A 23,389-nucleotide genomic window follows, 5' to 3' on the forward strand; every position below is an offset into this window, starting at 1 on the left:
TCGTACAGGCCAGCCAAACAGATGCTGGACTGGGTTGATGCGGCTGGACTTCCGTAAATCAAGAAACGGAGGTGACTCTCTTGGAGGGTCCCGAAATCCAGTTCTCAGAAGCCGTCATTGACAATGGCCGCTTTGGCAAGCGTGTAATCCGCTTCGAAACAGGCCGCCTCGCCAAGCAGGCAGCCGGCGCAGCCATGGTGTACATCGACGAAGACACCGCGCTGCTCTCCGCAACCACAGCCGGCAAGCACCCTCGCGAAGGCTTCGACTTCTTCCCGCTGACCGTCGACGTCGAAGAGCGTATGTACGCCGCGGGCCGCATCCCGGGCAGCTTCTTCCGCCGCGAAGGCCGTCCGTCCACGGAAGCCATCCTGGCCTGCCGCCTGATGGACCGCCCGCTGCGTCCGGCCTTCGTCAAGGGCCTGCGCAACGAGGTCCAGATCGTCGTCACCGTCCTGGCGATCAACCCGGACGAGCTCTACGACGTGGTTGCCATCAACGCTTCCTCGATGTCCACCCAGCTTTCCGGCCTTCCGTTCTCCGGCCCGATCGGCGGCGTCCGCGTTGCACTGATCGCCGACGAGCACGGCTCGCAGTGGGTTGCGTTCCCGAAGCACTCGCAGCTTGAGAACGCCGTGTTCAACATGGTGGTTGCCGGCCGTGTTGCCGGTGACGATGTTGCCATCATGATGGTTGAGGCCGAAGCTACGGACAACTCCTGGAACCTCATCAAGGAACAGGGCGCCCCCGCCCCCACAGAAGAGGTTGTTTCCGAAGGCCTCGAGGCTGCCAAGCCGTTCATCAAGGCTCTGTGCGAAGCACAGGCTGACCTGGCTGCACGCGCCGCCAAGCCCACCGTTGAATTCCCGGTCTTCCTTGATTACCAGGACGACGTCTTCGCTGCTGTTGAGGCCGCCGCTGCCGACAAGCTGGCTGCTGTCTTCCAGATCGCTGACAAGCAGGAACGCGACGTCGCTTCCGACGAACTCAAGGACGAAGTCACCTCTTCGCTGGCTGGCCAGTTCGAAGGCCGCGAGAAGGAGCTGTCCGCAGCATTCCGCTCGGTCACCAAGCAGGTTGTGCGCCAGCGCATCCTGAAGGACCAGATCCGCATCGACGGCCGCGGCCTGACGGACATCCGCCAGCTCACCGCCGAGGTTGAGGTTCTGCCCCGCGTTCACGGTTCGGCCATCTTCGAGCGCGGCGAAACCCAGATCATGGGTGTCACCACGCTGAACATGCTCAAGATGGAACAGCAGATCGACTCGCTGTCTCCGGTAACGCGCAAGCGCTACATGCACAACTACAACTTCCCGCCGTACTCCACAGGCGAGACCGGACGCGTCGGTTCCCCGAAGCGCCGCGAAATCGGCCATGGTGCCCTCGCAGAGCGCGCCATCATGCCCGTGCTGCCTTCCCGCGAGGAATTCCCCTACGCCATCCGCCAGGTGTCTGAGGCTCTCAGCTCCAACGGTTCGACGTCGATGGGTTCCGTCTGCGCCTCCACGCTGTCCCTGCTCAATGCAGGTGTGCCGCTGAAGGCCGCCGTCGCAGGTATCGCCATGGGCCTGGTTTCCGACCAGGTCGACGGCCAGACCCGCTACGCAGCCCTCACGGACATCCTTGGCGCCGAAGATGCCTTCGGCGACATGGACTTCAAGGTTGCCGGTACCTCCGAGTTCGTCACGGCCATCCAGCTGGACACCAAGCTCGACGGCATCCCGGCCTCCGTTCTGGCGGCAGCGCTGAAGCAGGCCCGCGAAGCCCGTCTTCACATCCTTGACGTCCTCAACTCCGCGATCGACACCCCGGACGAGCTCTCGGAGTTCGCGCCGCGCGTCATCGCGGTCAAGATCCCGGTTGACAAGATCGGCGAGGTCATTGGGCCGAAGGGCAAAATGATCAACCAGATCCAGGAAGACACCGGCGCGGACATCTCCATTGAAGATGACGGCACTGTCTACATCGGCGCCACCAACGGACCGTCTGCAGACGCAGCACGCTCCGCGATCAACGCCATCGCCAACCCGCAGATTCCGGAGATCGGCGAGCGCTACCTGGGCACGGTTGTCAAGACCACCACCTTCGGTGCGTTCATCTCCCTGACCCCGGGCAAGGACGGCCTGCTACACATCTCCGAGCTGCGCAAGCTGGCCCAGGGCAAGCGCGTGGACAACGTTGATGACGTGGTCTCCGTGGGCCAGAAGATCCAGGTTGAGATCACCAAGATCGACGACCGTGGAAAGCTGTCCCTGTCTCCTGTGGTGGCTGAAGAGGAAGGTGCCGGCGACGAGACCGAGCACGTTCACGCTTCGGCTCCTGCCGAGGGCGCTGACATCTCCTAGTAACCGGAGAAACCAGCACTAAAGCAAGAAAGCGGCGGGGCCGGTGGATGATCCACCGGCCCCGCCGCTGTTACGATTACAGCCAGATCCGGCACCCGCACACCCTGAAAGGCCTTGATGACTGTTGTACCCCTGCCGCTTGAGCAGAACCAGCCCGGAGACACGCTGATCCATGGAGCCGACGGAGGATCCGTGGTCCGGCGGTCGGTGCTTCCCGGCGGAGTACGGGTGCTGACCGAGGCGATGCCGGGCCAGCGCTCAGCAACCATCGGTTTCTGGGTGGGGGTCGGATCCCGGGATGAGGCTGCAGGTCAGCATGGTTCAACGCACTTCCTTGAGCATCTTCTCTTCAAAGGCACCAAGCGGCGCACGGCTTTGGAGATTGCCTCCGCTTTTGACGAGGTGGGCGGAGAATCAAACGCGGCCACGGCAAAGGAGAGCACCTGCTACTTTGCCAGGGTCCTGGACACGGACCTGCCCATGGCCATTGACGTCATCGCTGACATGATCACCGGCGCCGTGCTGGATCCGGCGGAGATGGAGCAGGAACGCGACGTCATTCTTGAGGAAATCGCCATGGACAGCGATGACCCCACCGACGTTGCCCACGAGAACTTTGTCGCAGCAGTGTTGGGAACACATCCGCTGGGCCGCCCCATCGGTGGCACTCCGGACGCCATCAGGGCGGTGGCCCGTGATTCCGTGTGGGAGCACTACCGCCGCTACTACCGTCCGGACGAACTGGTCATCACAGCGGCAGGCGGGCTGGAGCACGACGTCGTGTGCGGCCTCGTGGTTGACGCCTTGCACGCTGCCGGCTGGGCGCTCGAGCCCGAAGCGGCTCCAGTGGACCGTCGGTCCACGGTGCGTGCGGACATCACGGGCACGGCCGGGCTGCACGTCGTCAAGCGTCCGGTGGAGCAGGCCAACATCATCATGGGTTGCCCCACGATCGTGGCCACGGATGAGCGCCGCTTTGTCATGAGCGTGCTCAACGCAGTGCTTGGCGGCGGAATGTCTTCCCGTCTCTTCCAGGAAGTCCGGGAAAAGCGCGGACTCGTCTACTCCACATATTCTTTCGCGTCCTCGTACGCCGATGCCGGGTACTTCGGCATGTATGCCGGCTGCACGCCGTCCAAGGTCAGGCAGGTGCTGGATCTGCTCGGCGCGGAACTGGACAAGCTGGCGGAAGGCGGTATCTCCGACGACGAACTCCGCAAGGCGGTTGGCCAGCTCTGCGGCGGCATCGTGCTGGCGCTGGAGGACACCGGCTCCCGGATGTCCCGGCTGGGGCGTGCCGAGCTGGTGTCCGGCGAGTACCAGGACATCGACGAGACCCTTCGCCTGATCAAGGCCGTGACGGCCGCCCAAGTCCAGGATCTTGCCCGCGAACTCGCCGCCGCGCCGAGGACTGTCACCGTTGTAGGCCCTTTCGAAGAGACCGAAACCTTCGGGCTCTGAGGGCGGCTATCCACTGGACATGGGCGGCCTGCGGCAAGATGATGAAATCAGGGCCACTCTGGAGGAACCATGGACAGTGCGCAACCAGGCAGCGCTCATGAGGCGCTGGGGGGATTCATCGGCCAATGGCACGGGACCACGGAGCTGGCAGCGTCTGTGCGGGGTCCGGCCCGGACAGCCGCCGCGGACGTGACCTACACCCGTGCCGCCGGGGGATTTGCCCTGGTGCAAAGCTACCGGCACACGGAAGCTGACGGCACCCACTTCGAGGGTCACGGGGTGTTCACCGTGGATCCCGATCATCAGGAAGTCCTCTGGTATTACGTGGACAGCCTGGGGCTGCCGCCTGAGGCACCAGCCCGCGGAACCTGGCGCGACGGAATGCTCACGGTGGAGCGCCGGAGCAACCGCGTCACCGCCCGCCACACCTTCCGGGTGGACGACGGCGTGCTGACGCACCGTGCCGAACTCCGCCTGGGGGACGCGCCGGATTTCAGCCCCTTCATGACGTCCGTCTGCACCCGGGTGTAGACCACCCACCGTTGCTCTATCACTTTTGGTCTCCAAATGCGGCTAATGGCAACCATAAGTGATAGAGCAACGGCCGGGTTTGACTTTAGTAGGCGGACTGGACAATCCGGGTTTGCGGCGCTCCGACCAGGGCCGGGGAGCTGGCCGGAGACTTCCAGACCCGCTCCTGCAGATTGGCCAGCAACGCGGCCGCCTGAGCTTGAGTTTCGAAATCCAGTTCGATGTAGAGGTACGGGGAACCGTCGAGCGGCCGGCTGATCCGGTGCGCCACAACTCCCGAAGCGGCCCGGCCTACCGGGTCCCGGTCAAAGGCTGACTTCCACATTCCGAAGTCCTTGATGCCGTGTTCAATTTGAAGGGTGAACATGATGGTGCCTTTCTGCGCGTCTGTGTCCCCAGAGTAGGTCGTCCAGGCCGCCCGATGTATCCCAGATTTCTGGGGTACTCCAGTCAGCCGGGGCCCTGGCGGAAATGCGCCGGACTCTGGGCTTCAGCGCCTATGCCTGGCCGCTGTCGGATCCGGAGACGGCGACGGGCGTCTCCCCGATGGCCCAGATCCCGGAGGGCGTGGCCGCACGGCTGCCGCAACTGATCAAAGCCAAGTACACGAGTCCGGTGAACAGATGGACCGCGCTATCCGCGGCTCCGTCACCAGTGGCGACGCTGGCCGGTGCCACTGGTGGGCCCTCGTCGCGGAGCGGCCCGTTGGAGGGCATGTTGCGCAGCTATGGCGTGGGCGACATCGTTTCCGTGGTGTACGCGGACCAGTACGGGATCTGGTCATGGCTGGACCTGTGGCGGGGAAGTGACGATCCACCGTTCAGCGAAGCCGAGACCGGGTTTCTTGCCGCGCTGGCACCCGCCATCACCACAGGGTTCCGGCGCAGCCGCGCCGCCCAGTTCCGCTCCTATGACGATGAACGGCACACGCCTCCGCCCCCGCCGCAGGCCGTGCTGGTGATGGACGAAGACATGCACGTCCTGGGGCAGACGACCTCTGCCGGGCAATGGTTGGGACTGCTTCAGCGTTCGCCCGGTCCCAACTCGGCGATACCCGCCGAGGTGTACAACGTGGTGGGCCAGCTGCTTGCCAAGGAATACCGGGTGGATGTGCATGCCGCCGCGGCGCGGGTGCACATCGGCGGTGGCCAGTGGGCGGCGCTGCGGGCTGCCCGGATGGACTCACCGGACAGCTCGGGCACGCCGGTGGCCTCGCCGCCCGTGGCCGTCACCATCCAGGAATGCCTTCCGGCTGCCCGGCTGGGCGTTTTCGTTCGCTCGTACGGGCTCACAGCAAGAGAGCGCCAGGCACTTGCATTGCTTGCCGCGGGACTGGAGAACGAGCCGCTTGCACGACGCATGGGGATTGCCGGTTACACGGCTCAGGATCATTTCAAGTCAATCTTCGTCAAAACCGGGGTCCACAGCCGTTCTGGTGTGTTGGCCCTGGCATTAGGCGGAAATGCACGGGACGACGCCGCGTTCCTGCCATGATCCACTCTCCGTTGCTCTCTCACTATTGGTCCCCAAACACGGCAAATAGCGACCAAAGGTGAGAGAGCCACGGGCTTGCGGGATGGCTTCGGCGGCCTTATCCGCCTGCGAACGGAGGCAGCACGTCCATCACATCGTCGGCCTCCGGCATCGTGGAACGGTCGCGCACGGCAACCTCGTTGAGCAGGAAGCTGCTCCGCGACAGGATGCGGGCCAGTGGCGGTGTCCCGGCCGGCGGTTCCGGACGTTCGACGGCAAGCACTGCCGCGAGCAGCGCTTCAACGGTGGCCCCGGCAGGAAGAACGAAGCGCTCCTCGTCCACCCCTGCCGCAGCGCGTGCGGCAGCGAAGTAACGTACGATCAACGGTTCAGCCTCCGATAGCGCTCATGCTGCGGTCTGGCTGGACGAAGTCAGCGGCACCGAGTCCGACATGATCCATTCCATGGGCCTTGGGCTTGACCCACATGGCATCCTGCCACCGACCGGCAAGCTGTTCATCGCTGGCCCCGTCGCGGAGCATACCCAGCAGATCGAACTCCTCGCGGGAGAAAAGGCAACTCATGATCTTACCCTCGGCTGTGATCCGGGTCCGGCGGCAATCCGAACAGAACGGCTCGGTCACCGAGGCGATGATGCCCACGGTACCAAGCACAGGACCGGACGCATCAGCGGAACCAGCCACCCGGCGTCGTACTTCAAAACGCTCTGCGGGGGCTCCGTCCCGGGCGCGCGAATCGGGGCTGAGAACATAGTCGGCCGACAGCAGTTCACGGATTTCCGCTGCCGTGATCATGTTCTGCCGGGTCCAGCCGTGATCGGCATCCAGCGGCATCTGTTCAATGAAGCGGAGCTCGTAGCGGCGGTCCAGGGCCCACGCCAGCAGCGCGGGGGACTCTGCGTCGTTAATCCCGCGCATCAGTACGGCGTTGAGCTTGACCGGGCCCAGGCCGGCAGCCCAGGCAGCGTCAACCCCGGCGAGCACCCTGTCCAGGAACGGGCGGCGGGTCAGTTGTGCGAACGTTTCCTCGTGCAGGGAGTCCAGCGATACGTTGATGCGCGAAAGACCGGCGGTTTTGAGAGCGGCAGCTTTCTTATCCAGGCCCACGCCGTTGGTGGTCATGGATATCGGCAGCTCGGGGTGTGCCTGGCGGAGAGCGGCAATGATGTCGATGAGGTCGGCGCGGACCAACGGTTCCCCGCCCGTCAGCCGCAGCTCCCGGACGCCCAGCAGATCAACTCCGATCCGCACGATCCGGACGATTTCCTCGGCAGTCATCACCGCCTGTTTGGCCAGCCACTCCAGTCCCTCGGCCGGCATACAGTACGTGCAGCGCAGATTGCATTTGTCCGTCAGCGAAAGGCGCATGTCCGTGGCGCGGCGCCCATACCGGTCAAACAGGCCAGCCGGCATAGCGGAAGGACGCGCAGGATCCGCTGACGGCGGGACCTGAACTGCCGAACCGGAACCGCCGGCCTCACGGGGCTGGGGCATGCCAAGCGGAACACTCATGAACTCAGGCTACGCCACCTTGACGCAACGTTCACGCCCGTGACTCCCAAGGTCCTTACGGAATACGTACGGATCATTCAGAGGTGCCCGTAACCCGTGCCAGGTCCCGGCTGCGAACCTATGCTGGAGAGGTGAACACCACTCAGCCGCAGCAGGCCCACACGGAGATCGGCAACCGGCGGATTCTGCTCGTGGAAGATGAGCAGACCATCGCAGACGTCGTCCGGGACTATCTGCTGGAGGCGGGCTTCCAGGTGGACCTCGCCCAGGACGGGTTCACGGCGCTCCACCTGGCTTCCACAAGGCAGCCGGACCTGATCGTCCTGGACCGGATGCTGCCCGGCCTCGACGGCGTGGAGGTCTGCCGCCGGCTCCGGGAGACCATGAGCGTGCCGGTCATCATGCTCACGGCCCTGGGCACCGAGGACGACCGGATCCTGGGCCTGGAAGTCGGGGCGGATGACTACATCACCAAACCGTTCTCGCCACGGGAGCTGGTGCTTCGGGTGAAGTCCGTGCTGCGCCGGAGCGTCCAGGAGTTCGCCCCGGAGCCGGCAGTGGAGCTTGCCGGCTTCAGCCTCAACCCGGCAGCACGCACGGTGACCCATCACGGCCGGCCATTGTCCCTGACGGTCCGTGAATTCGATCTGCTGGCCTTCCTGCTCCGCAGGCCCAACCAGGCGTTCAGTCGCGAGGACCTGATCAGGGCGGTGTGGGGCTGGGACTTCGGTGACCTGTCCACCGTGACCGTCCACGTCCGTCGGCTGCGTGAAAAGATCGAGGAGGACGCCACCAGGCCTCTGCTGCTGAAGACCGTCTGGGGCGTGGGATACCGCCTGGACGCACCGCCGGAAATTGCCGGGACCGCCCCGGTTGGCGAGGCCACAGATGCAGATGTCTGAGCTGTTCACCATCGTCGGCTGGGCCCTGTTGTGGGCAGTGCTGATCGGCGCGGTGTCACTGCTGGTCCTGCGGTTACTGCGCCGGACCTCCTTTGCCGTGCAGATCTGCGTGGTTGTGCTGGCGACAGTTGCCGTGCTGACGGCAGGCATGGTCAGTGCCTTCAACGCGATGTTCATTTCTGCCCGGGATCTGGAAGCCATGTGGTATATCCTGGCGGTCGCCTCGGCCGTTGCGGTGGGTATCTCCCTGGTGCTGGGGGCGCGTGTCTCCCGTAATGCCCAGGCGTTGTCAGTGGCAGCCCGCAGCATCGGCCGCGGAGAAAGCCCCGGTCTTCCGGTACCGGTGATGGGTTCGGAACTTACGGCGCTGGCGGGTGAACTGGAACTGAGCAGCCGCAAACTCGAGGAGTCGCGGCAGCGGGAGGCCGCCGTCGAAAAGTCACGCAGGGAACTCGTCTCATGGATTTCCCACGATCTCCGCACCCCGCTGGCCAGTATGCGTGCCATGGCCGAGGCGCTCGAGGACGGCATGGCCAGTGACGTATCCGGCTACCACCGCAAAATCATCACCCAGACCGACCAGATGGCAGTGATGGTCAACGACCTGCTGGAGCTGTCAAAAATCCAGGCCGGCACCCTGCGCCTCACCTCGGAGCCGTTGGACCTCTATGACCTTGCCAGTGATGCCATTGCGGACCTCGCGCCGCTGGCGGCCCGGCGGCGGATCACCCTCGACGGCGGCGGTGACCGTGAGTGCCTGGCCCTCGCCGACGGTCCGTCCATGGGCCGGGCCGTCCGAAACGTGCTGCTGAACGCCATTCTCTACAGCCACCCGGGATCCAGCGTCAACGTGGAGGTGGGACGCGACGGCGCCCACGCATTGGTGGCAGTGACGGACGGCTGCGGTGGAATCGCGAGCGAAGACCTCCCCCACGTTTTCGAGACAGGCTGGCAAAAGAATCCTTCACGCAGCCGGAGCCGGTCAATGGAAGGAACGGAACCCGATTCCGCGCGATACAGCGGCGCCGGCGTCGGACTGAGCATGGTGGCCGGGATTGTCCGCGCCCACGGCGGCAACGTCACAGTGGAAAACGTCGACGGCGGCTGCCGCTTTGCGCTGCGGCTTCCGGGAGACGTGGACGCCCCGGTCGCCGGCGTGAACAGAGCCAGGACGGGCCGGGATCCGAACATCCGGAACAGCAACAGCAGTTTGGGAGCAGACCATGACGCATGATCAGGAGATCCTGCCGGTTTCCGATGCCGGCGGGGAGAGCCACGGGGGCCGTAACGGGACAATCCCGACAGCCCGGTGGTCCGCCGCGGCCGGCATTGTCGCCGTCGGCATGGCTGTTGTTCTCGGTGAACTGGCGGCAGGACTGGTGAGTCCGTCGGTCTCACCCCTGACCGCCGTGGGCGGGGCGGTCATCGACGCTGTCCCGGGCGTTGTTAAGGAGTGGGCCATCTCGCTGTTCGGAACGGGCGACAAGGCGGCCCTGCTGGCTGGCATGGTGCTGGTCATCGCAGTCCTGGCCGCGCTGGCCGGCGTCCTTGAATCGCGGCGGCGCTTGGCCGGCGTTGCGGTGGTTGCCGTGTTCGGATGCGTGGGTCTGGTGGCCGTACTCACCAGGGCACAGGTGACGCCCAATGCCGTAGCCGTTCCGCTGGTGGCTGCCGTGGCGGGAATAGCCATGCTGCGGTGGCTGATCACCAGGCTGGATGCCTGGCGGGTGGCGGGGGACTCGTCGTTGACTGCCCGCCGCAGTTTTCTGCAGTTGTTGGCAGGAGGCGCCGTAGTCGCCGCCGTGGCGGGCCTGGCGGCATCGGCGCTGCGCGGTGCGGCCGCCGGCATTAGCGAGGTCAGAGGTAAGCTTCGGCTGCCGGCAGGGCAGACGCCGGCGCAAGCCGTTCCGGCCGGGGCAGAAAATGGCCTGTCCGGCATGGAACCGTTGGTCACACCGAATCCCGGGTTCTACCGGATCGACACCGCACTGTCCGTCCCGCTGATAGACCCGCAGAACTGGGTCCTCAAGGTGACCGGCATGGTGAACCGGGAGATTGAGCTCGACTTCGCCGCGTTGCTTGCCAAACCCATGACTGAGCGTCACGTGACCATCGCGTGTGTTTCGAATGAAGTGGGCGGTGACCTGATAGGCAACGCGCTGTGGCTTGGCTGGCCGGTCCGTGAGCTGCTGGCAATGGCCGGACCGAGGCCCGGCGCGGACATGGTGTTGTCCAGGAGCTCCGATGGCTGGACCGCGAGCACACCGCTGGAGGTTCTCACGGACAGCCGTGACGCGCTGCTGGCGGTGGGCATGAACGGCGAACCGCTGCCGCTGGAACATGGTTTCCCGGTCAGGATGATCGTTCCGGGGCTGTACGGTTACGTCTCTGCCACGAAATGGCTCACGGAACTCAAGGTCACCCGGTTCGCGGACGACGTCGCCTACTGGACGCCACGCGGCTGGACTGATCACGGACCCATCAAAACGTCATCGCGCATTGACGTGCCACGGGCGGGGCACAGCGTGCCCGCCGGAACCGTGATGTTCGGCGGCGTGGCCTGGGCACAGCACACCGGTGTGGCGAAGGTGGAGCTGCGGGTCAACCGCGGCGCCTGGCAGGAAGCCGTCCTGGCCGCCGGAATATCCCGGGACACCTGGTACCAGTGGAAACTGGGAATGGAGCTCACGGCCGGGCAGCACGAGATCCAGGTCCGTGCCACGGATGACACGGGGAAGCCACAGCTCGAGGAGAGGAAGCCGGTGGCCCCGGACGGTGCTACCGGCTTTCACACCATTAGAGTGGACGTGAAGTCCTAGCCGCCCAGCAGAAAGTGAACCCATGCACCGAACCGTCGCAACGCACCGTGAGGCGGTCCGGCAGCTGCTGGCACCGCTCGGAAATGGCGGGCGCACCGAGCGTCTGGCATTGCTTGATGCCCTGGGCCGGGGCCTGGCGCAGGGCATCACCGCGCCGCTGAGCCTGCCGCCGTTCAGCAACTCCCAAATGGACGGCTTTGCCATCCGCAGTGCTGACGTGCCGGAATCGGGCGCGGAGCTCAGGGTCGTCGCCCCGGTTCCGGCGGGAGCCATTCCGGCGGCGCTGGAACCCGGCACCGCTGCCCCCATCATGACGGGAGCCATGATGCCCTCCGGTGCGGACGCCGTCGTGCCCATAGAACGCGCCGTGCCGGACTCTTTTCCGGTCCCCGGCGGGCAGGCGATGGTCCGGCTTCCTCCTGCGGCCGCCGGCACATTTGTCCGGAATGCAGGCAGCGATGTCGCTGCGGGGCAGCCCGCCCTGGCGGCCGGAACGTTCCTCGGCCCCGGACAATTGGGGCTGCTGGCCGCTTTGGGGATCTGCGAGGTCAACGTTTATCGGCCGCCCGCCGTCCTGCTGGTAACTACCGGTGACGAGGTGGTGGAGCCCGGCCAGCCGCTGCCCGCGGGCAAGATCTACGATTCCAACGGGACGCTCCTGGAAGCTGCCATGCGTCAGGCCGGCGTCTGCGTCATCCGCGCAGGAATCTCCACGGACAGCCCGGAGCAGCTCCGCGCTGTGCTACGACACCACTCAACAGCCGCTGACCTGATTGTCACCACCGGCGGTGTCAGCAAAGGTGCGTATGAGGTTGTCCGGCAGGCCATGGACGGACAGGACGTCGAATTCCTGCATGTTGCCATGCAGCCTGGCGGACCGCAGGGGATCGGTACCTTCGACGGCGTACCGTTCCTTGGGTTCCCGGGCAACCCGGTCAGTTGCCTCGTCTCGTTTGAGATGTTCCTCCGCCCGGTCCTGGCCGGGCTGTTCGGCGCACCGGCCCCCAGGCCTGTGGTCAGGGCGCGGCTGGCAGCGTCGCTGGTGTCCCCGGAAGGCAAGCACCAGGTCCGGCGCGGCACGCTCCTGCCCGGCGGACTGGTCCGGCTGGAAGGCGGCGACAGTTCCCATCTGGTCCATGCCCTCGCCAGCTCCAATGCCCTGGTCCATGTGCCGGAAGGAGTTTCGGAACTCGCTGAGGGCTCGGAGGTGGAAGTATGGATGCTGTGAATTCAGAACAGAACCCGGCAGCGCTGACCCATCTGCGCCGCGACGGCACCGCACAGATGGTAGACGTTTCCGCCAAGTCCGAAACCACCCGCGAGGCTACAGCCACCGCTACTGTCCGCAGCACGGCAGAAGTGCTGCGGCTGCTGGGATCCGGCGGGTTGCCCAAGGGCGATGCGCTGGCAGTGGCCCGCGTGGCCGGCATCATGGCCGCCAAGAAAACTCCCGAGCTCATCCCGCTATGCCACCCGCTGCCACTGTCCAAGGTGACGGTGGACTTCGAACTGGCCGCGGATTCGGTCTCCATCCTTGCCACCGTCAAGACCCGGGGCGTCACGGGCGTGGAGATGGAAGCACTGACGGCGGTTTCCGTGGCAGCGCTGAGCGTTTACGACATGATCAAGGCCGTGGACAAACACGCCGTCCTGACAGACATCAAAGTGCTGGCCAAAAGCGGCGGCAAGAGCGGGGACTGGACACTATGAGCAACCCATCAGGCAACGCAGAGCCACACCGCCACGGAGAAGCCCAGGGGCGGAAGGCCGGGGTTGTCATAGCGTCCACCCGTGCCGCCGCGGGCTTGTACCGGGACGAGACCGGGCCCGTCATCATGGACTGGCTCACGGAACACGGCTTCGAACCGTTTCCGGCCATGGTGGTGCCGGACGGCGAGCCCGTGGGCGCCGCTCTCCGGGCGCTGCTGACCCAGCATCCCGCCGTCGTGATTACCAGTGGCGGCACCGGGCTGAGCCCGGATGACCGGACTCCCGAGATGACGCTGCCCCTGCTTGACCGGGAAATCCCGGGCATCATGGAGGGCATCAGGGCGGCCGGAACCGCGAAGACACCCCTGGCCATGTTGAGCCGCGGTCATGCCGGGGCCGCTGGCACTACGTTTGTCATCAACCTCCCCGGCTCACCCAAAGGGGTCATGGACGGGCTGTCTGTCCTGGACCCTGTCATCGGACATCTCTGCGATCAGCTGGAGGGCGGCCATGGGCACTGAATCATCCTTCGAGGTGGTGAGCGCCGTGCTGAGCGCGGAGCCCATCAGCGTGGACCAGGCCATCGCGGCGGTTGAGTCGGACACCGCCGGCGCCGTTGTCAGCTTCAGCGGGGTGGTCAGGAACCACGACGGCGGCAAGGCCGTTCAGCGGCTCAGCTACAGCGCGCACCCTACCGCCCACCAGATGATGACCGACGTCGTGGCGAAGCTAGTCGCCGAGCACAGCAGCGGGCACGCTGGTGGCTCCGCCGTGCCGCCTGTCCGCATCTGGGTGGCTCACCGGGTGGGCACGCTGGAGATCGGAGACCCCGCCCTGGTCTGTGCGGTGTCCGCGGCCCACCGTGGGCAGGCCTTCGCCGTCTGTTCCGAGCTGGTGGACCGGATCAAGGCCGAGGTTCCCATCTGGAAGGAGCAGTTCTTTGCTGACGGGACCGTCGAATGGGTCGGCGCCGGGGCATAGCTCCGCGAGTCCTCCGGGTGCCGGGGGTGAGGCAACGCATGCCTGCCGGTTCCGTGCCGCCACCGCCCCGGCGGTAGGGTTAACGCCATGATCGAACAACTTGCAGTCGCCGTCCTGGGCGCAAACGGGCGCATGGGCGCCGAGGCCGTCAAGGCCGTTGAAGCCGCCGCTGATATGAAGCTCGTGGCAGCACTCGGGCGCGGTGATTCTCTGGAGGCCCTGCTCGCATCGGGTGCGGAGTGCGTTGTTGACCTCACTGTTCCCGAAAGCACGGAAGCAAACGTCCGCTTCGCCGTCGAAAACGGCATGCATGTCGTGGTGGGCACCACCGGCTGGGACGCCGGACGGTTGTCGGCGCTGGAGACACTGCTGGCTGGCCACCCGCCCATCGGAGTCCTTGTTGCACCCAACTTTGCGCTGGGATCGGTGCTGGCTTCGGCATTCGCCGCCAAGGCCTCCAAATACTTCGAGTCCGTGGAAATCATCGAGCTGCACCACCCGGACAAGGTAGACGCGCCCTCCGGCACCGCGGTGCGCACAGCGCAGCTGATTGCCGCCGAGCGTTCCGGGGCCGGTGTCCCCGCCAGCCCGGACGCCACCAGCAGCGAACGGGCTGGTGCCCGAGGCTGCGACGTCGACGGAGTCCGGGTCCACAGCGTGCGGCTCCGGGGTCTCGTGGCGCACCAGGAGGTACTGCTCGGCGGGCCGGGGGAGCAGCTCACCCTCCGGCATGATTCCTTTGACCGTGCCTCGTTTATGCCTGGGGTACTGCTCGGCATCCGCGGCGTTGCGGCACATCCGGGGCTCACTGTTGGCCTGGACGGCTACCTGGATCTGGGGCTCTGACCGCGATGGGGAGCTTTTTTGCCACTCTGAAGAAGAACCGCACCAAGATCTGGGTAGGCGCCGTGACGCTCCTGCTGGTGTTCTACCTCGTGGTTTCCTTCCAGCGTTCGGTGCTGTTGCTCGTTGACCCCAATCCTGTGGCCAAAGCCATTGGTGCGGCCTATCTGGTGCTTCCGGTCATCGGTGCCTGGGCAATGATCCACGAACTGATGTTCGGCGCCCGCACTGAGCAGATGGCCAGGATCCTTGAAGCCGAAGGTGGTCTGCCGGTGGACAATCTTCCGCGTACGCCTGCTGGCAGGATCATCCGCGAAGCTGCGGACAAGGAGTTTGAGGTCTACCGGGAGGAAGCCGATGCCGCACCGGCGGACTGGCGTTCCTGGTTCCGGCTGAGCTGTGCCTATGACGCAGCCGGCGACCGCAAACGGGCCCGGTCATCGATGCGTGATGCCGTGAAACTCTTCCGGGCCGGATCGGCTGCAGTCCCTGGCGCAGGGCGCACCGCAGCGTGATCTGTACGTCCCTGCCCGTCAGGAGACACGGGAAGACCGGTACTTTCCCAACTGGCTGGCTGCATGCCCCAGCCATTCAAGCGGGCCACGCCATTTCAGGAGCACAAAAATCAGCCCGATGACGATTGCCGTGGCGGCGTGCGCAGAGTACATACCTTCTTCCGTCCAGCCTTGCGGCAAGGGCTTCCGGTATAACAACGCCACCACGCACACATGGGCGGTGTAGAGCGTGAGCGTCATGGCCCCGGATCCACGCAGCGGAAGCAGCAAATTTAGGTTGAGCCACTCGCCGAGCCGGCCGAGCAGCAGGCAGGCACCCACAACGGCGGCGGCCACCGCGGAGGTGTGAAGCAGGTCAAGCGTTGTACCGGAGTGCGGCGCGCTGGAGGCCAGCCACCACCATGAACCCTCCTGCCGTATCCCGGCGAGATTGACCTGGAGCCGGCTGTCAAGGGCATAGCCCGGGCCCAGCATTGCCTCGAGGGCGGCCTTGCCGCCCCAGCCGTCCATCATCACCGTACTGAGGAATTTTGCGATTACAGCCACAGCGGCACCGCCGGCCAGCAGCAGCACCGGCAGGACCGCCGTCGTCAGCGCGAGCCGGCCGATCACCAGCCCGACCAGCAGGTAGGACAGCCATTGGAACACGGGATAGTACCCGGTGAAAAAGATGTCGCCGAGGAGCTGTGCGGGAGTGCCGAGGTCCTCCCACTCCGGGTTGTGGGCGAGATGAAGAGGAGGTTCGGAAGCCATCAGCCAGGGTCGCAGCAGGTAGGCAAGGACGGGGGAACCCAGGATCCATCCGCCCGCCCAGGCGCACAGCGGCTTGAGGCGCAGGCCAATGAACGGCAGGACGCAGAGGAACAGCGCGGCGTAGTTGGCCAGGATGACTGCCACGTTGACTTCCAGGCCGCCGATCATCAGCCCGACGGCTGCTATCACCAGGGCGCGCAACGCTATGCCGCGGCGGGCTGCCCACAGGGAGGACCCCTCAAGTGGCGCCTGCCTGCCGGTGGAGAGCGCCAGCCCGATACCTGCCAGGACTGCGAACAGCGCCGCCGCACGTCCGGAAAACGTCAACCCGATCCACGTGGGTGTGAGTCTGGCATCTGATTCAAAGGTGGGCAGCAGGTGGGTGGCCATCATGCCAAGCAAAGCAAGACCGCGGGCCGCATCTATGCCGCAAAGGCGGGCCGCCGGAGCAGACTTCTTCGCCATGCGCGGGGATGCAGCCGTGCCGCGGGATGTCATGAGCCGATCGTCTCATACCGGGGTGTCCACGCTGGAAGGGGAATCTCTTGTATTCGAATATATATTCGAATAATATTGCCGCATGAACAACTCTTCAGAGCCTGGTCCGGCCGATTGCCCGGACACTATGCCCCGGACGGCGGGGCTTCTGAAAGCGATGAGCCCCGGAGTGGTGGATTTTCTCTTCAGACAGCTGATTGCAGGCGAGTCCGCGGAGGACGTGCAGTGGGGCCGCGAAGGAATTGCCCTTTCGGCACAGCCGGCGGGGGCCGAACTGGCACGCCGGCTTGCCGAAACGGATCTAGAGGCACTCACCCCCACCGAGCTGTTCCACTACGTCAGGGCAGCACAGCGGCTGGCTTCCTGGGCAGGGACCCTGCGGGAGGGAGCGCTCAGCCGGTACTGCGGTGCGTCAGGTTCGCATCCCGCGGGGGCTGTACCGGAGTCCACGGACCGTCTGCACCGCCACGGCTCCTGAGGCCGGGAAGGGGACGGGGCCCGGGCCGGGGATGCCGCTCGTAATTTTTTGCCTAGGATGGGGGTGTGACTGCCGTGCTGACTGTTTCCGCCGTCCAATACCGCGCCCTCGAGGGTGGGATTGAGGCCAATGCCCAGGAGCATGTGCGCCTGATCGAGGATGCAGACTCCCACGGAGCCAGGCTGGTCATTTTCCCTGAGCTGTCCCTTACTGGTTACGACCTTCCCCTCCTGCAGAATCCCGTGTACTGGCTGGCACCGGCAGATGATCGACTGGAAAGCGTACGTGAGATCTGCCGCCGTTCCGGGATTACCGCAGTCGTTGGGGCCGCAGTCAATAATGCCGACGGCACGCGCCGTCTCGCGTCTGTCGTCCTGCACCCGGATGGTCAGACGGATATTGCGTCCAAAACCCACCTCCACGGAGACGAACAGGCGATTTTCACGCCGGGAACCGGCGCAGCGATCCTGGAGCTGGACGGTTGGAAAATAGCACTCGCCATCTGCTTCGACGCCGCGGTCCCTTCCCACGCCGGGGCAGCGGCGGAGCTGGGCGCGGACGTCTACGCGGTTTCAGCCGTGTACACGGAGCACGAGGAACAGCGCCTGGCGCTTCACCTTGGCGCACGCACCATGGACAACAGGATGTTCGGAATTCTGGCCAATCTCGGCGGTGAAACTTCGCTGGGCGCATCGTGTGGACTCAGCGGATTCTGGGGTCCGGATGGCCTGGCCATACGGCAGGCAGCCGGCGCGTCCACAGAAGTGGTGACTTCGGTGCTTCAGCGGAGCACACTGCTGCCCTTCCGTGGCGCTGCAGCGTGACGCCGGAGCGGCTGAATTTGACGATCATCACGCCCCCGCCATTGTCCTAACATGCCGGTGACAGGGTAACGTTTTTCATATGGCTGACTCTGACATTCGCGCGTACACCTTTGGAACTCTTGTGACCGCCATGGTCACCCCCTTCACCGTCGACGGTGAGGTGGATTTCGAGAAGTCCGCAGAGCTGGCCAGCAAGCTTGTCGACGACGGCTGCGACGGCCTGGTTATTTCCGGCACCACGGGCGAAACATCCACGCTCGAAGACGACGAAAAAGAGACGCTGTTCCGCGTTGTGGTTGAGGCCGTGGGCGGCCGCGCCAAAGTGATCGCAGGAACTGGGAGCAACCACACCTCGCATTCCATCGAGATGGCCAAACGGGCAGCCAAAGCCGGCGTGGACGGCCAGTTGCTGGTTACCCCGTACTACAACAAGCCCAGCCAAGCCGGTATCCAGGCCCACATGGAGGCGATCGCGGACGCCGCCGAACTGCCCGTTATGATTTACGACATCCCCGCCCGCGCGGGCGTCCCCATCACCGCCGAGACCCTGATCCGCCTCGCCGATCACCCGCGGATTGTCGCGTTGAAGGATGCCAAGGCTGATTTTGCGTCCACCACCAGGGTCATGGCCAACACGGATCTCGATGTCTACTCGGGCGACGACGGGCTGACTCTGCCCTGGATGGCTGCCGGCGCCGTCGGGCTTGTCAGCGTGTCCGCCCACGTGGCCACCCGCCAATTCCGTGCGATGATCGATGCCGCGCATGCAGGCGATTTTGCTACCGCCCGCACCATACATTTCGAACTGGACCCCGTGGTCCGTGCAGTGATGACCCACATTCAGGGTGCTGTAGCTGCCAAGCAGGTTCTTAAGTGGCAGGGAGTCCTGTCCAACTCGGTTGTCCGTTTGCCCCTCGTGGAGCCGGACGAAGCCGAGATCGAAATCATCCGCGAGGATTTGGCGGAAGCAGGGCTGGTCTTTTCCTGAGTGTAAAGACCGGCACCCTTCCGCCTGGAAAGTAGTGCACTATGACCCAAATAGCCCTTCCCGGCCTTGTCACGCCACCACGCCTGCCCCAGGGCACCCTGCGGATTGTTCCGCTGGGCGGGCTGGGGGAGATCGGCCGCAACATGGCTGTCTTCGAAATCGACGGCAAACTGCTCATCGTCGACTGCGGTGTCCTCTTCCCTGAGGAAACCCAGCCCGGTGTGGACTTGATCCTGCCCGATTTCTCCTACATCGAGGACCGGCTCGACGACATTGTGGCCGTCGTCCTGACTCACGGTCACGAGGACCACATCGGGGCCGTTCCGTACCTGCTGCGGCTGCGCAACGACATCCCGCTGATCGGTTCGCAGCTGACGCTTGCCCTGATTGAAGCGAAGCTGCAGGAACACCGGATCAAGCCGTACACCCACACTGTGGTCGAAGGACAGGTCGAGAAGTTCGGCCCCTTCGAATGCGAGTTTGTTGCCGTCAACCACTCGATCCCCGATGCCCTCGCAGTCTTTATCCGTACAGCTGCCGGCACGGTTCTCCACACCGGCGATTTCAAGATGGACCAGCTGCCTCTGGACGGCCGGATCACCGACCTCCGTCACTTCGCCCGGCTGGGCGAAGAGGGCGTTGACCTCTTTATGTCGGATTCCACAAATGCCGATGTACCCGGATTCACCACTGCGGAGAAGGAGATCGGGCCCACGCTGGACCGCCTTTTCGGCCAGGCCACCAAGCGCATCATCGTGGCGTCCTTTTCCTCGCACGTCCATCGTGTCCAGCAGGTCCTTGATGCGGCCGCCAAGCACAACCGCAAGGTGGCCTTTGTGGGCCGCTCCATGGTCCGCAACATGGCGATCGCCGCGAAGCTCGACTACCTGGACGTTCCCGATGGCCTTCTTGTTGACATCAAGAACATCGACAATCTGCCGGACAACCGTGTGGTGCTGATGTCCACGGGTTCGCAGGGTGAGCCGATGGCCGCCCTGTCCCGCATGGCCAATGGTGACCACCGGGTTGTGGTGGGCAACGGCGATACCGTGATCCTCGCTTCCAGCCTGATCCCGGGCAATGAGAATGCCGTGTTCCGGATCATCAACGGGCTGCTGAAGCTCGGAGCCGACGTGATCCACAAGGGCAACGCGAAAGTCCACGTTTCCGGCCATGCTGCTGCCGGTGAGCTGCTCTACTGCTACAACATTCTTGAGCCGATCAACGCCATGCCGGTGCATGGCGAGACCCGGCACCTCATCGCCAACGGCAAGATCGCCCTGGAGTCCGGCGTTCCTGACGAGAACATTGTGCTCGCGGACAACGGCACCGTGATCGATCTCCGGGACCACCAGGCCGACGTCGTGGGCCAGGTAGAGGTGGGGTTCGTGTACGTCGACGGATCCAGCGTCGGGGAAATCACCGACGCCGATCTGAAGGACCGCCAGACCCTCGGCGATGAAGGCTTCATCTCCATCATCACCGTCATCAACCGGACCACGGGCAAGGTGGTTTCCGGGCCTGAAATCCACGCGCGGGGTGTTGCCGAGGATGATTCCGTCTTCGACGAAATAATCCCCAAGATCAACGCCGCGCTTGAGGAAGCCGTGCTCAACCGCACGGACCACACCACTCACCAGCTGCAGCAGGTTGTCCGCCGCGTGGCCGGTACCTGGGTCAACAGGAAGCTGCGCCGCAAGCCCATGATCATTCCGGTGGTTCTGGAGGCCTAAAACGGCATCGGCCTGATCGACGGGGATGAACACAGCCGCCGTTTGCCCGGAAATCCGCGGATTTGCGGCACTGTTCGGGTACCGTGGCGGGTATGGCCACACGCACTTCGTCCGCGCCTAGAGGAAACTCCAGCGGTAAATCAGGAAGCTCCGGAGGCCGGGGCTCAACCTCCGCAGCATCGAAATCGAGCCGGTCCACTGCCTCGTCGGGTACGGCCCGTACGCGGCAGCTGGCGGCCGTCGAGGTTCGCCAGCCCTGGCCCTTGAGGGTCCTGGCCGGTGCCTGGCTGGGCATCGGCCACCTGGTGGGCGGAGGCGTCCGGCGGATCGGGCATGACGTCAGCGACCTCCCACCCGCGGAGCGTCGCGACGGCGCGGCGCTGTTCAACCTGGCGCTGGGGGTCTTTGTCGCCACGTTTGCATGGTGGGGGCTCCGGGGCTGGTTCCCGGACGCCGTGTTCTCTGTTGTCAACGGCACGTTTGGCTGGATGTCGTTGCTGTTGCCGCTGATGCTGTTCGTCTGTGCCTTCCGCCTGTTCCGTCAGCCGGCTGACGGCCGCGGAAACAACCGGATCGGCATCGGCTTCCTGGTCATGACCTTCGCCGGCTGCGGGCTGGCCCACATCATGGGCGGACAGCCCACGGTGGCGCAAGGTTTTGACGGTTTGCGCCAGGCGGGCGGCATGCTTGGCTTCCTGGCCGCCTCCCCGCTTGCCGCTATCCATGCAGCCGTCCCGGTAGCGGTGTACGGCCTGCTTGCGTTTGTTTCGCTGCTGATCGTCACGGCCACTCCGTTCGGCGCCATTCCACGGCGCCTCCACGGCGCCTACGACCATCTGATGGGCATTGACCTCCAGGAGCCGGGCGACGACGGCGACCGCCATGACCGCAGCTACCTGGAGGGGAACTCTGCCCCGGCTGCACCGAAAAAGAAGAAGCGCATGCGCTTCTTCGGCAAGGACGACGACGCCGATTCCCGCCTGGAAGGCTATGTAGGGGATGAGGCCTTCGAACACGCTGTTGTTGACGACGACGACGCATCCGCCAAGGATTCCCGTTCGGTTGCGCCGGGCGTGCGCCGGCCCACGAAGGCTGAGATCGCCGTCGAAAAAATCAAAGCAGCCCAGGGGCTTGGTTCGACGAACAAGGCTCTGGAAGGAGCTACCGAGGCTATTCCGCTGGTCACCCCCGGGATGGTGGCTGCGGGCTCCCTGAACCCGGCGGCGGTCACTGTGGCGCAGGTCCCGGCGCGGCCCGTCACACCGCCTCCGCTGCCCACACCGATTCCGCAGCGCACGGAGCAGCTCTCGCTGGCAGGCGATGTCACCTATACCCTTCCGCCGTCGGATGTCCTGACTCCCGGGTCCATTCCCAAGGAACGCACGGAAGCAAATGACGCCATCGTGGCGTCCCTGACGGAAACCCTGAACCAATTCAACGTTGATGCACAGGTCACCGGCTTCAGCCGCGGCCCCACCGTGACCCGCTACGAAATCGAGCTGTCACCGGGCACCAAAGTTGAGCGCGTGACGGCCCTGTCCAAGAACATCTCCTACGCCGTGGCCAGCTCGGACGTGCGCATCCTGAGCCCTATCCCCGGCAAGTCCGCTATCGGCATCGAGATTCCCAACACGGACCGCGAAACGGTCTCCCTGGGCGATGTCCTCCGCAGCCAGAATGCCCGCCGCACGGACCACCCCATGGTCATGGGCGTGGGCAAGGACGTCGAGGGCGGCTACGTCGTCGCGAACCTGGCCAAGATGCCCCACCTTCTGGTGGCGGGCGCCACCGGCGCCGGTAAGTCGTCATTCGTGAACTCGATGATCACGTCCATCCTGATGCGTGCCACACCGGACGAGGTCCGCATGGTGATGGTGGACCCCAAGCGCGTGGAATTGACGGCCTACGAAGGCGTCCCGCACCTGATTACGCCCATCATCACCAATCCCAAGAAGGCCGCCGAGGCCCTTCAGTGGGTGGTCCGCGAAATGGACGCCCGCTACGATGACCTCGCCAATTACGGTTTCAAACACATCGATGACTTCAACAAGGCTGTGCGCGCCGGCAAGGTTCACCCGCCGGTGGATTCCAAGCGCGTCATCCGCCCGTACCCGTATCTCCTGGTGATTGTGGACGAGCTGGCAGACCTCATGATGGTTGCGCCGCGGGACGTTGAGGACTCAATCGTCCGTATCACCCAGCTGGCCCGCGCCGCCGGCATCCACTTGGTGCTGGCCACTCAGCGGCCTTCCGTGGATGTTGTCACAGGCCTGATCAAGGCCAATGTGCCCTCCCGGATGGCGTTCGCCACGTCCTCGGTCACCGACTCCCGGGTGGTGCTCGACCAGCCGGGCGCCGAAAAGCTCATCGGCCAGGGCGACGCCCTGTTCCTGCCCATGGGGGCTTCCAAGGCCATGCGCGTGCAGGGTGCCTGGGTGACTGAATCGGAAATCCACAAGGTGGTGGAGCACGTCAAGGGCCAGCTTAAGGTCGACTACCGCCACGATGTCGCCGTCGAGGTGCCCAAGAAACAGATCGATGACGACATCGGGGATGATCTCGAGGTCCTGCTGCAGGCCACGGAGCTGGTCGTGACTACGCAGTTCGGTTCCACCTCCATGCTGCAGCGCAAGCTACGGGTGGGCTTCGCCAAGGCCGGCCGCCTGATGGACCTGCTTGAGTCCAGGGGGGTAGTGGGACCGTCTGAGGGTTCCAAGGCTCGTGATGTCCTGGTCAAACCGGATGATCTGGCATCGGTGCTTGCGGCAATGAAGGGCCAGGACGCGCCTGTCACCCCCGATTCGCAGACAGCAGCCCTTAGCGACAACGCGAATTCGAATATCGCCCAGGGTGGTTACGCGGAAGACCTCGTGGCCGCGGATCTGGAGAACCGCAGCAAAGCCGTGGAGTATTACGACGGCGCAGACGGCTCCGCCGGGTTGCCCGGAGAAGACGACAACGGTTCCGAGGACGCGTGGTCACTCACCGGGCGGTAGCCTAGGA

22 protein-coding genes are annotated in these 23,389 nt (G+C 64.9%); 18 read left to right on the top strand and 4 right to left on the bottom strand.

Annotation, left to right across the window (positions count from 1 at the left end):
* The first annotated feature begins 80 nt into the window (after positions 1–80).
* From ACQCST_RS08470 to ACQCST_RS08480, 3 genes are all read left to right on the top strand, one after another.
* Positions 81–2,345, top strand: coding sequence for a polyribonucleotide nucleotidyltransferase (locus ACQCST_RS08470; protein WP_426999123.1), 2,265 nt, complete (start codon positions 81–83; stop codon positions 2,343–2,345).
* Between the two features lie 117 nt (positions 2,346–2,462).
* Complete coding sequence (locus ACQCST_RS08475) at positions 2,463–3,806, top strand: M16 family metallopeptidase (RefSeq protein ID WP_426998821.1); 1,344 nt, start codon at positions 2,463–2,465, stop codon at positions 3,804–3,806.
* Positions 3,807–3,875: 69 nt separating this feature from the next.
* On the top strand, positions 3,876–4,337 hold the full coding sequence (locus ACQCST_RS08480) for a DUF1579 family protein (protein ID WP_426998822.1): 462 nt from the start codon (positions 3,876–3,878) through the stop codon (positions 4,335–4,337).
* A gap of 85 nt (positions 4,338–4,422) precedes the next feature.
* Here ACQCST_RS08480 and ACQCST_RS08485 read toward each other — a convergent pair whose 3' ends face one another.
* Positions 4,423–4,704: a hypothetical protein gene (locus tag ACQCST_RS08485; RefSeq protein WP_426998823.1), complete on the bottom strand. Its 282-nt coding sequence runs from the start codon at positions 4,702–4,704 to the stop codon at positions 4,423–4,425.
* 104 nt (positions 4,705–4,808) lie between these two features.
* Here ACQCST_RS08485 and ACQCST_RS08490 point away from each other — a divergent pair, with 104 nt between their 5' ends.
* Complete coding sequence (locus ACQCST_RS08490) at positions 4,809–5,831, top strand: helix-turn-helix transcriptional regulator (protein WP_426998824.1); 1,023 nt, start codon at positions 4,809–4,811, stop codon at positions 5,829–5,831.
* 97 nt (positions 5,832–5,928) lie between these two features.
* Here the strand turns inward: ACQCST_RS08490 and ACQCST_RS08495 are convergent, their stop codons facing one another.
* Positions 5,929–6,195: a MoaD/ThiS family protein gene (locus ACQCST_RS08495; RefSeq protein WP_426998825.1), complete on the bottom strand. Its 267-nt coding sequence runs from the start codon at positions 6,193–6,195 to the stop codon at positions 5,929–5,931.
* A 4-nt stretch (positions 6,196–6,199) separates the two neighbouring features.
* A complete protein-coding gene (moaA, locus tag ACQCST_RS08500; protein WP_426998826.1) occupies positions 6,200–7,342 on the bottom strand; it encodes a GTP 3',8-cyclase MoaA in 1,143 nt (380 codons plus the stop codon).
* Between the two features lie 131 nt (positions 7,343–7,473).
* On the opposite strand from moaA, the gene ACQCST_RS08505 reads away from it, so the two are divergent.
* The 9 genes from ACQCST_RS08505 to ACQCST_RS08545 all read left to right on the top strand — a co-directional run bounded on the left by ACQCST_RS08505 (position 7,474) and on the right by ACQCST_RS08545 (position 15,112).
* Positions 7,474–8,244: a response regulator transcription factor gene (locus ACQCST_RS08505; protein ID WP_426998827.1), complete on the top strand. Its 771-nt coding sequence runs from the start codon at positions 7,474–7,476 to the stop codon at positions 8,242–8,244.
* Complete coding sequence (locus ACQCST_RS08510; RefSeq protein ID WP_426998828.1) at positions 8,237–9,478, top strand: sensor histidine kinase; 1,242 nt, start codon at positions 8,237–8,239, stop codon at positions 9,476–9,478. Before ACQCST_RS08505 ends, ACQCST_RS08510 begins: the two co-directional genes overlap by 8 nt.
* Before the next feature lie 109 nt (positions 9,479–9,587).
* Entirely contained in the window at positions 9,588–11,063 is a 1,476-nt protein-coding gene (locus tag ACQCST_RS08515) for a molybdopterin-dependent oxidoreductase (RefSeq protein ID WP_426999124.1), read from the top strand.
* Between the two features lie 22 nt (positions 11,064–11,085).
* Positions 11,086–12,291 carry a molybdopterin molybdotransferase MoeA gene (locus ACQCST_RS08520; RefSeq protein ID WP_426998829.1) on the top strand — a complete coding sequence of 402 codons (1,206 nt, stop codon included), beginning with the start codon at positions 11,086–11,088 and terminating at the stop codon, positions 12,289–12,291.
* Positions 12,279–12,773 (top strand): cyclic pyranopterin monophosphate synthase MoaC, encoded by a 495-nt coding sequence (moaC, locus tag ACQCST_RS08525; RefSeq protein ID WP_426998830.1) that lies wholly within the window; start codon positions 12,279–12,281, stop codon positions 12,771–12,773. Before ACQCST_RS08520 ends, moaC begins: the two co-directional genes overlap by 13 nt.
* Positions 12,770–13,294, top strand: a complete 525-nt coding sequence (locus ACQCST_RS08530; RefSeq protein WP_426998831.1) for a MogA/MoaB family molybdenum cofactor biosynthesis protein — start codon at positions 12,770–12,772, stop codon at positions 13,292–13,294. The genes moaC and ACQCST_RS08530 overlap by 4 nt, the downstream gene beginning before the upstream one ends.
* A complete protein-coding gene (locus ACQCST_RS08535) occupies positions 13,284–13,754 on the top strand; it encodes a molybdenum cofactor biosynthesis protein MoaE (protein WP_426998832.1) in 471 nt (156 codons plus the stop codon). Before ACQCST_RS08530 ends, ACQCST_RS08535 begins: the two co-directional genes overlap by 11 nt.
* Positions 13,755–13,841: 87 nt before the next feature.
* Complete coding sequence (gene dapB / locus ACQCST_RS08540; protein ID WP_426998833.1) at positions 13,842–14,600, top strand: 4-hydroxy-tetrahydrodipicolinate reductase; 759 nt, start codon at positions 13,842–13,844, stop codon at positions 14,598–14,600.
* Between the two features lie 5 nt (positions 14,601–14,605).
* A complete protein-coding gene (locus ACQCST_RS08545; protein WP_426998834.1) occupies positions 14,606–15,112 on the top strand; it encodes a hypothetical protein in 507 nt (168 codons plus the stop codon).
* An 18-nt stretch (positions 15,113–15,130) separates the two neighbouring features.
* Here the strand turns inward: ACQCST_RS08545 and ACQCST_RS08550 are convergent, their stop codons facing one another.
* Positions 15,131–16,363: a heparan-alpha-glucosaminide N-acetyltransferase domain-containing protein gene (locus tag ACQCST_RS08550; protein ID WP_426998835.1), complete on the bottom strand. Its 1,233-nt coding sequence runs from the start codon at positions 16,361–16,363 to the stop codon at positions 15,131–15,133.
* Between the two features lie 82 nt (positions 16,364–16,445).
* Between ACQCST_RS08550 and ACQCST_RS08555 the strand changes: the two genes are divergently transcribed.
* From ACQCST_RS08555 to ACQCST_RS08575, 5 genes are all read left to right on the top strand, one after another.
* A complete protein-coding gene (locus ACQCST_RS08555; RefSeq protein ID WP_426998836.1) occupies positions 16,446–16,841 on the top strand; it encodes a hypothetical protein in 396 nt (131 codons plus the stop codon).
* A gap of 65 nt (positions 16,842–16,906) precedes the next feature.
* Positions 16,907–17,665: a carbon-nitrogen hydrolase family protein gene (locus ACQCST_RS08560; RefSeq protein WP_426998837.1), complete on the top strand. Its 759-nt coding sequence runs from the start codon at positions 16,907–16,909 to the stop codon at positions 17,663–17,665.
* 79 nt (positions 17,666–17,744) lie between these two features.
* Positions 17,745–18,653 (top strand): 4-hydroxy-tetrahydrodipicolinate synthase, encoded by a 909-nt coding sequence (dapA, locus tag ACQCST_RS08565; RefSeq protein ID WP_426998838.1) that lies wholly within the window; start codon positions 17,745–17,747, stop codon positions 18,651–18,653.
* A 41-nt stretch (positions 18,654–18,694) separates the two neighbouring features.
* Positions 18,695–20,386 (top strand): ribonuclease J, encoded by a 1,692-nt coding sequence (locus ACQCST_RS08570; RefSeq protein WP_426998839.1) that lies wholly within the window; start codon positions 18,695–18,697, stop codon positions 20,384–20,386.
* A 92-nt stretch (positions 20,387–20,478) separates the two neighbouring features.
* The gene (locus tag ACQCST_RS08575) at positions 20,479–23,382 is read left to right on the top strand and encodes a DNA translocase FtsK (RefSeq protein WP_426998840.1); all 2,904 of its coding nucleotides are present in this window, start codon (positions 20,479–20,481) and stop codon (positions 23,380–23,382) included.
* Positions 23,383–23,389 lie beyond the last annotated feature (7 nt).

It is taken from the genome of Pseudarthrobacter sp. N5 (assembly GCF_050157035.1).
GTDB lineage: Bacteria > Actinomycetota > Actinomycetes > Actinomycetales > Micrococcaceae > Arthrobacter.

Bases quoted from the DNA above. Each gene is read 5' to 3' on its own strand.
- ACQCST_RS08475 (WP_426998821.1), top strand. From the start codon at position 2,463: ATGACTGTTGTACCCCTGCCGCTTGAGCAGAACCAGCCCGGAGACACG.
- ACQCST_RS08480 (WP_426998822.1), top strand. From the start codon at position 3,876: ATGGACAGTGCGCAACCAGGCAGCGCTCATGAGGCGCTGGGGGGATTC.
- ACQCST_RS08485 (WP_426998823.1), bottom strand. From the start codon at position 4,704: ATGTTCACCCTTCAAATTGAACACGGCATCAAGGACTTCGGAATGTGG.
- ACQCST_RS08490 (WP_426998824.1), top strand. From the start codon at position 4,809: ATGCGCCGGACTCTGGGCTTCAGCGCCTATGCCTGGCCGCTGTCGGAT.
- moaA (WP_426998826.1), bottom strand. From the start codon at position 7,342: ATGAGTGTTCCGCTTGGCATGCCCCAGCCCCGTGAGGCCGGCGGTTCC.
- ACQCST_RS08510 (WP_426998828.1), top strand. From the start codon at position 8,237: ATGTCTGAGCTGTTCACCATCGTCGGCTGGGCCCTGTTGTGGGCAGTG.
- ACQCST_RS08515 (WP_426999124.1), top strand. From the start codon at position 9,588: ATGGCTGTTGTTCTCGGTGAACTGGCGGCAGGACTGGTGAGTCCGTCG.
- ACQCST_RS08520 (WP_426998829.1), top strand. From the start codon at position 11,086: ATGCACCGAACCGTCGCAACGCACCGTGAGGCGGTCCGGCAGCTGCTG.
- moaC (WP_426998830.1), top strand. From the start codon at position 12,279: ATGGATGCTGTGAATTCAGAACAGAACCCGGCAGCGCTGACCCATCTG.
- ACQCST_RS08530 (WP_426998831.1), top strand. From the start codon at position 12,770: ATGAGCAACCCATCAGGCAACGCAGAGCCACACCGCCACGGAGAAGCC.
- ACQCST_RS08535 (WP_426998832.1), top strand. From the start codon at position 13,284: ATGGGCACTGAATCATCCTTCGAGGTGGTGAGCGCCGTGCTGAGCGCG.
- dapB (WP_426998833.1), top strand. From the start codon at position 13,842: ATGATCGAACAACTTGCAGTCGCCGTCCTGGGCGCAAACGGGCGCATG.
- ACQCST_RS08545 (WP_426998834.1), top strand. From the start codon at position 14,606: ATGGGGAGCTTTTTTGCCACTCTGAAGAAGAACCGCACCAAGATCTGG.
- ACQCST_RS08550 (WP_426998835.1), bottom strand. From the start codon at position 16,363: ATGACATCCCGCGGCACGGCTGCATCCCCGCGCATGGCGAAGAAGTCT.
- ACQCST_RS08555 (WP_426998836.1), top strand. From the start codon at position 16,446: ATGAACAACTCTTCAGAGCCTGGTCCGGCCGATTGCCCGGACACTATG.
- dapA (WP_426998838.1), top strand. From the start codon at position 17,745: ATGGCTGACTCTGACATTCGCGCGTACACCTTTGGAACTCTTGTGACC.
- ACQCST_RS08570 (WP_426998839.1), top strand. From the start codon at position 18,695: ATGACCCAAATAGCCCTTCCCGGCCTTGTCACGCCACCACGCCTGCCC.
- ACQCST_RS08575 (WP_426998840.1), top strand. From the start codon at position 20,479: ATGGCCACACGCACTTCGTCCGCGCCTAGAGGAAACTCCAGCGGTAAA.